The sequence below is a fragment of the Synechococcales cyanobacterium T60_A2020_003 genome, from assembly GCA_015272205.1.
Classification (GTDB): domain Bacteria; phylum Cyanobacteriota; class Cyanobacteriia; order RECH01; family RECH01; genus JACYMB01.
The window spans coordinates 1-7,080 of sequence record JACYMB010000161.1; the positions used below are offsets into that span (position 1 = coordinate 1).

Sequence of the window (7,080 nt, forward strand, 5' to 3'; positions counted from 1 at the left end):
GCTATCATCGTCGTTCGATTGCTGAAACTACCATGTTCCGCTTTAAGACTATTTTTGGGGGCAATCTCAGTGCACGTCAATTTGACAATCAAGCCGTGGAATTGTTCATCAAATGTGTTGCGCTCAACCGCATGATTCAGATCGCTAAACCCGATAGCTACAAAGTCGAAGCTTAATACCCGGACGACCTCAAGGTGAGCCTGATCATCCTTCTAATCATGCAACAAAGCCGTTAGCAAACCTCAACCCTGTAAAAGGACCTGAACAAGCTGGGAAACGCCCCTGTCTGATTATCTCAGTAGATTTATTTAATCAAGGCGCATCAGGGCTAGTCGTCATCTTACCAATTACCTCGAAAGACAAAGGCATCCCCTTTCATGTTGAACTCAATCCACCAGAGGGAGGCTTGAAAGTACGTAGTTTTATCAAGTATGAAGATATTCGCTCCATCTCCGTAGAGCGACTTGAGAAATGTTGGGGTGCTGTCTTACCGGAAACACTCGCAGCAGTAGAAGATAGGTTGAAAATTCTGATGGGACTGTGAAAAGCAAGTTTTTGGCATCCTACAAAACTATATCTCTAAGTTATCCCAAAGATTCGTTGAAACCTTGCGGTGCAGTCAACTGAGCATACAGGAGCCAAATGGCCATCGCCCGTAGATAGTGGCTTGCCCGAAACGTGCCGTTGACGGTAATCGCTTCTGGCGTCCGGAACTGAAGGCCGTTTTCATAAATCTGCCTCACAACGGCTTCCGTCAATCGGAGGGCATCCCCGCGCCGATCCATCTGCACCAGAAATGCGGCAATGCCAAAGTTAATACCTGTCCACACCTCTAGGGGGTGGGTGTCGTTAGCATTCACCGGAGATCCATCGGGACGGAGACCGTTTGCTGCACCATATTTGCCATCGTGAAACTTGAGGAAGCAGGCATCATACACCGCAGATAAGGCCGATCGCGCACAGTCTAGCGGCACTACATCCGGCAAACCGAGAAGCCGCGCATAGAACTGACCGCAAAGCTGATCCGCCATCACCACATCTGAACCGCTGCCCGTATCCAAACGGTAATACTGCCCATTCCAGAGACTATCGTGATAGAGCGATCGCGCCTGTTGCAGCCACTCCTTCCATCGAGAGACGGCCTCTGTCGGATCAGGCGATACAGGCGAGGATTGGAGAATTTGGGCAATGGCGATCGCCCCTTCGAGGGCGGCAATCCATAGTCCCCCACAGTAGGCACTAATACCCTGCAATCGCCAGTCATCAAAGGTTTGATCGGGTGCGCCAGAGTTTTCGGGAATGCCATCGTTGTCCAAATCAAAGGTCTTGAGATAGTCCAAGGCTCTGACGATTGCAGGCCAGCACTCCCGGAGAAATTCCTCATCTGTGCCTCCGGTCATTTGGTAATCCCGATACACCTGAAGCACAAAGTCACAGGGGAGATCCTTCCAGAGATTGCAATCCTGGTAGCTCGTGTAATTGGTCTGTTCCCATGGATGCTCGTTGGGTGCGCCAAGGTCGTGGGGGGTGGCGTCTTTGATCTTGCGTTGGGCCGTAGGACTCTCTGCGCCGATGACGTGGTAGTAGCCAATGGTTCGCACACGGGTATCTTCGGTTGGAATCGCCCGCGCAAAGTCACGCATCACCGCCTTCTCCAACTCTGGGAACAGCAGCAGCAGCGCAAATGAGCCATAGAGCCGCACATCCAAACTCTCATACCAGCGATAGTCCAAACATTCCGCCACGGCAAATTGACCGACTGGATCTATGTCTGTGGCGGCACTCCACACCGTTGCGCCATCAGTCAAGACATAGAGTTCGTTGAACAACGCCATTTTTAACCAATCTGGCAGATCCGTTCGGTTGAGGATTGGCTGCTGCCACGCTTGGATGTGGGACTGCCAGGAGGGATAGGCATGGAGCGCCTCTTTGGCGATCGCCCAGGCATGGCGACCCTGTTTGCCGAAGAAATCGGTGTAGCGGCGCAGATACTCGACCCCCGTTGCAAACTCGGTTACGGGGAGATCCCACGCTAGAACCACGGGAATCTGTTTTGTCTCTCCGGGCGCTAGAGTAAATTTTAGACAAAAGGCTCCGGCAATCTGCTCATTTTCCCGTGCAGGGGTGGGATCTACCAGATTCGGCAAGGTTCCCGTTGTCGAAAACGACTGCCAAAGATCGCTACCATCCCCCTCTGGATTCCAGCGACTATGAAACGAGATCTCGACATTAGGAGATTGCAGCGTGGCGATCGCCCATTGTCCATCGCCTTCACGGGGCTGATCGGGACGGATGGTGTTATCCATGAGTAGACCGACAACCTCTCCATCCACCAGCCATTGATTGAGGTTGCCTAGGCTGTGCTTTAGATTCGGCTGATAGTCATAGACGGGACTTCCATCATCGCGCACCACAATTTCCGGTGAGGCATTGGTATTGGTGAACCATCCCACCATATTTTGCCAGGACACCATGATGCTGAGGGTCAGTGGCTCACGAGTAGGGTTGTGGGCTGTCCAAACAAAGACCGCCACTGGATAGCTCGTTTCCTGGTAATTGTGCGCCCAAATGGGGAAAACTGTTCACAAGATAGATCGGCGGCAAAGACGTTCTGATAGACAAATTCGCTGCGGGGATAGAGGGCATGATAGACTCCGGTAGACTGCTCCTCGGTGCTGGCAGGATAGCCGTTCCAGGACTGGAGAACGTCTGGGGGCAGATCCGTATTCAGCGCGTAGGCACGGATCGACGCTCCCTGTTGCTCAAAGACGCTGAATTGACAGGCTGGAATCGATTGAAAGACATGTTCGCCACCGTCGATATGCCACAGGTTGAAATCTCCTTGGTGCGATCGCCCAATGCAACCTGCCCCAAAGCCCCCCAGCGGCATCCCATGAAAGGGGCCATCATCTAAGTTACTGGCGTAGCGAACCGTATAGGGGGCACTCCACCCCAATCCAATTGGGCGATTCCAGGTACAAGTTGGCATTGGAAAACGAGAGGCTGAATGGGACACCTCCAGATTCTACAGCGATCGCGCCCCTACTCATGCCGCCGCATTTCACTCAACTGCATCAAAATTTGCTGATGGCGATCACGCGTGATCGGATAAACGTAAGCCAGCACTAAGCCCCCAATCAAGACCACACTGGGAATCGGGGCAATCAGCCAGCGAATTGCTTGTAATGCGGAACCTGGTTGCACTACGGGTTGGTCGCCTCCCCCCGTCACCAGCCCTGACCATGCCAACATCGTACTCACCAAGAATAGGGCGATCGCCACCCCAATCTTTTTCAACTGCACCACGAAGCCGTAGAAAATTCCCTCGCGGCGGTGTCCCGTCTGGAGTTCGTCCAAGTCCACCACATCGGGCAACATCGACCACGGCATCAAGTAGGCCGTCGCCAGTCCTGCCCCTGCAAGCACACCCAAGGCATACATGAACCCGACCTGCCCAGGTTATAGCAGAAATAGTCCAGCCTGAGCGATCAGCGTTAAGGGAATGCCCATGCCGTAAATGGCTCGTTTGCCCAATTTTTGGCCGAGCCATCCCAAAAAGGCATCGTTACCAGCGCGGTTCCTTGAACGGCCAAGGCCATTTGGGTAAAGTGCTGCTCTGACAAGCCCATCCAGGTCACAACAAAATAGGGCAGCATGGCCGCCGTTACCTGCAACCCCAACCAGGAACACATATAAATGCCGATGACATAGAGGAACGGGCGATTACTAAAGGCCAGGCGAATTTGGTTCCAGAAGGGCGGCATTGTGGGGCGTTCCACCCGCGATCGCTCGGCAGCAATGTCCTGAAATCGCTTGTAGGTTCCCCATACGCAGAGAAAGACTGCTAGTGAGCCAATTCCGCCACAGATTGCTCCCGTCGTTAGGTATTTGCTGCGCGGATCGGGAATAGCAGCAAAGATCAATTGTCAGTACCATCGCATCGGCAGCAAGAAGTTCTGTCAAGATCGTATACGCCACAAAGACCGGGAAACTAGTCTACAACGCTAACAAAGCATCGGATGGCTATGGCTTTGTAGGGGGTATGTTTGCAGACTTTCGGAACGGTTTAGCGCTCTCTGCCCAGGATTTTGAAATTGGTGCTTAGGATTGTGGCGATCGCCCCAACACTCTACAAGATCCACAAAGGGCTATTCCTCGTAGAACTCATTTTCGTAGCGATCGCTCTTTTTCAACCGCCTACTCCCACCTGCACGCAGCACGGGCAACAGCAGCGCAGTCCCCACCATGCCAACTACAACACTGGAGGTCAACACCAAACCAAAGGGAATTTCGACGGATTTGAATGCCAGGAACTGGAGGGTCACACCTTTCGCATTTTGAATCGATAGGAGGGCGATCGCACTGATCCACGCGCCCACGATCACCGCCAAAATCAACGTTTTCATTGCAGGTTTCCTATACTTTCCCCCCTATACTTTCCCCAGTGTAACGTTTGACCTGCGATCGCACGTTAGCAACCGTCCGCAAGGCATACCAGCAACACCGATTGAATCGTGGCATCGGGATTGTACTCCTGCGTTTCGTTAAAGCCACCACTGAATTCAGGATAGATGCCAGCCGTAGAGGTATTAGCATTTCCAGTACCAAAGGAAATATTGGGTGCGGGATGGTTGGCAAAACGCACATATTCCCGCCCTTCATTGTCGTAGCTAAAGGACAAGGTTGCATCCCCGTAGGCGTCCTCTGCCGTACTGATTAACGTGCCTGCGCCCACGCCCTCAGCCGTTGTGTAAGCGGGATTATCCGTCCACAAGCCTTGAATGGGGTCGTCATCGCCTGCGGGTTCGCCTGCCAAATACAGAATGTAAAACTGAATTTCCCCGTTTTGACGAACGGCGATCGCGTCAAAGTCCACAATAAACGGGGACTTCACCTCAAACTGAGCCGTATCCCCCAAGCTTTGCTTAAGCTCGCCCAGGGTCATGCCGAGCCGAGCCACCCCAATTCCATCCGCTGAAATCTGGTAGCGCTCTGCCTCCAAAATCGGCTCCACTGGTTCTGCCGTTTCCGTCGGTTCGGGGATAACTTCGGTTTCCGTCGGGGTGGCGGTTGATTCGTCAGCGTCGTTGTCATTGCATCCCACTAGCGCAACGAGCGACAAGGCACATAAGGGCAGGGCGATCGCACGAATGAAAGATTTCACAGTAGATCCTCGTAGAGTACGACGATAATAGCGGGGCATAACGAGCTATATTACCCCATCTAACCTTGGTCGAAGAATGATCGTCTGAGGTTCCCAGCTTACAACCGTTCTGATAATAGCGAAAGTTGACTATCTGGTGGACGGTAGCCCAAATGCGTCCAGGCCGCCGGAGCCGCCACCCGTCCCCGGGGGGTGCGGAGCAGGTAACCAATTTGGAGTAAGTACGGTTCGTAGACTTCCTCGATGGTCTGGGCATCTTCCCCGGTTGCGGCGGCCAGAGTGTCTAATCCCACGGGGCCACCCCCAAAGTTTTCAATCAAGGTCGTTAGCATCCGGCGATCGGTCCAGTCCAGGCCGCAGGGATCAACGTTAAATAACTCCAGGGCTTCAGCGGCGATCGCCTCCGTAATATCTGCCCCGTTCCGCTTCACCTCCACATAATCGCGCACTCGGCGCAGGAGTCGATTGGCAATCCGGGGAGTTCCGCGCGATCGCCGCGCCACCTCGATCGCCCCCTCTGGGGTAATCGGCGTATTCAATAAACTGGCGGTGCGCTGCACGATGGGGGTGAGTTCCTCGAGTTCGTAAAATCGCAGACGTTGGACAATGCCAAAGCGATCGCGCAGGGGCGAAGTAAGCGCACCCACGCGGGTCGTCGCGCCGATCAGGGTAAAGTTCTGAAGCTTAATGCTGCGGGTACGGGCACTCTGGCCTTTGCCAATGGTGACATCCAGCCGAAAATCCTCCATTGCGGGGTAGAGAATCTCTTCCGTGACCTTAGGCAAGCGGTGAATTTCATCGATAAACAGAATATCCCCAGGCTTTAGGTTCACCAACAGTCCGGCAATATCGCGGGGACGTTCCAGGGCAGGAGCCGTGGTGATTTTGCAATCCACCTCCATTTCGGTCGCTAGCACGAGTGCCATCGTGGTTTTTCCCAAACCAGGAGGGCCATAGAGCAGGATGTGATCCAACGATTCCTTGCGAGATTGGGCAGCCCGGATAGCAATGTCCAGCACGTCCTTGAGCGCTGTTTGTCCGATGTAGTCTTTGAGGCGTTGGGGACGGAGATTTTCCTCCGGTCTGCCCATTTCATCCGCCTGGAGGTTGGGTTCTAGCAGGTCTTCGCCGTGGGTCGGAGCCGCACGACGCATCGATTTGGGCGATCGCTCTGGCTGCGGTTGCGATGCGTTGGAGGAAATGATGGCCATGCTGAACACCTGTTCGCCTTTATTGGCATTCTACCGAAAGATTTGGCCTGCGGTATTATCAACCTCAGAGGCTAGAAACAAAAATGCGATGACGGACGGAACACCTGCAAGCGAACTCACCTTTGAAAACGCGATCGCCCAAACCCAGGCATTGCTAGATCAACTCGAACAGCAATCGCTATCGGACGCCGAACTCGAAGCCGCGATCGCCCAGTTGGTGCAAACCCAAAATGGCGCACGGGGATTTTTTGTTACGTACTTACCCGATGACCGGGCGATCGCCGATCAGCCCACGCCAGCGGTTGTATCTGCCCTGCAATCCGCTCCCGATACCGTGGCAGAACTAATGGTGAAAAATGCGGCCATGGCCTCAGCGATGGCGATCGCCCATCGTCGCAATCAGAACGAAGATCTTGCCCAAGGCTCTGATCGGGTGCGATCGCGCAGTTTGGCTCTCATTGCAAAACTTCAGCTTCCCCAAATTCACGAGAAGGCGATCGCCCTTCGGGAAAGTGCCGTAACCGGGATCGGAGCCTATCAAACGTTTCTCGATCGGTGGGGCTATGATGCCGAGCAACGCCAAGTCATTGCCGAGACGATGACCATGATTTTGTCAGAAGCATAGGCATGCCAAAATACCTCATCCGTGACATCCTCCCGACGCTCACCCTATCGGGTAGAGCGCGGGCTTCCCCAGATCGCTCT

At 53.8% G+C, this 7,080-nt stretch carries 6 protein-coding genes and 2 pseudogenes; 3 read left to right on the top strand and 5 right to left on the bottom strand.

All coding sequences use genetic code 11. From position 1 onward, the window contains the following. Both IGR76_08570 and IGR76_08575 read left to right on the top strand, forming a co-directional pair. On the top strand, window positions 1–176 hold a 176-nt coding region (locus IGR76_08570; protein ID MBF2078561.1), incomplete at its 5' end, for an IS5/IS1182 family transposase. Beyond that, complete coding sequence (locus IGR76_08575) at window positions 176–544, top strand: type II toxin-antitoxin system PemK/MazF family toxin (GenBank protein ID MBF2078562.1); 369 nt, start codon at window positions 176–178, stop codon at window positions 542–544. The genes IGR76_08570 and IGR76_08575, both read left to right, overlap by 1 nt. A 40-nt stretch (window positions 545–584) precedes the next feature. Here the strand turns inward: IGR76_08575 and IGR76_08580 are convergent. The 5 genes and pseudogenes from IGR76_08580 to ruvB form a co-directional block, all read right to left on the bottom strand. Then, window positions 585–2,989 (bottom strand): annotated as a pseudogene (locus IGR76_08580) (bile acid beta-glucosidase). A gap of 53 nt (window positions 2,990–3,042) precedes the next feature. Beyond that, window positions 3,043–3,926, bottom strand: a pseudogene (locus tag IGR76_08585) (MFS transporter). A gap of 222 nt (window positions 3,927–4,148) precedes the next feature. Next, window positions 4,149–4,406, bottom strand: a complete 258-nt coding sequence (locus IGR76_08590) for a DUF1049 domain-containing protein (protein ID MBF2078563.1) — start codon at window positions 4,404–4,406, stop codon at window positions 4,149–4,151. A 65-nt stretch (window positions 4,407–4,471) separates the two neighbouring features. Continuing rightward, on the bottom strand, window positions 4,472–4,945 hold the full coding sequence (locus IGR76_08595; protein ID MBF2078564.1) for a hypothetical protein: 474 nt from the start codon (window positions 4,943–4,945) through the stop codon (window positions 4,472–4,474). A 317-nt stretch (window positions 4,946–5,262) separates the two neighbouring features. After that, window positions 5,263–6,375, bottom strand: a complete 1,113-nt coding sequence (gene ruvB, locus IGR76_08600; protein ID MBF2078565.1) for a Holliday junction branch migration DNA helicase RuvB — start codon at window positions 6,373–6,375, stop codon at window positions 5,263–5,265. Between the two features lie 88 nt (window positions 6,376–6,463). Between ruvB and IGR76_08605 the strand changes: the two genes are divergently transcribed. After that, complete coding sequence (locus tag IGR76_08605) at window positions 6,464–7,000, top strand: hypothetical protein (GenBank protein MBF2078566.1); 537 nt, start codon at window positions 6,464–6,466, stop codon at window positions 6,998–7,000. Window positions 7,001–7,080 lie beyond the last annotated feature (80 nt).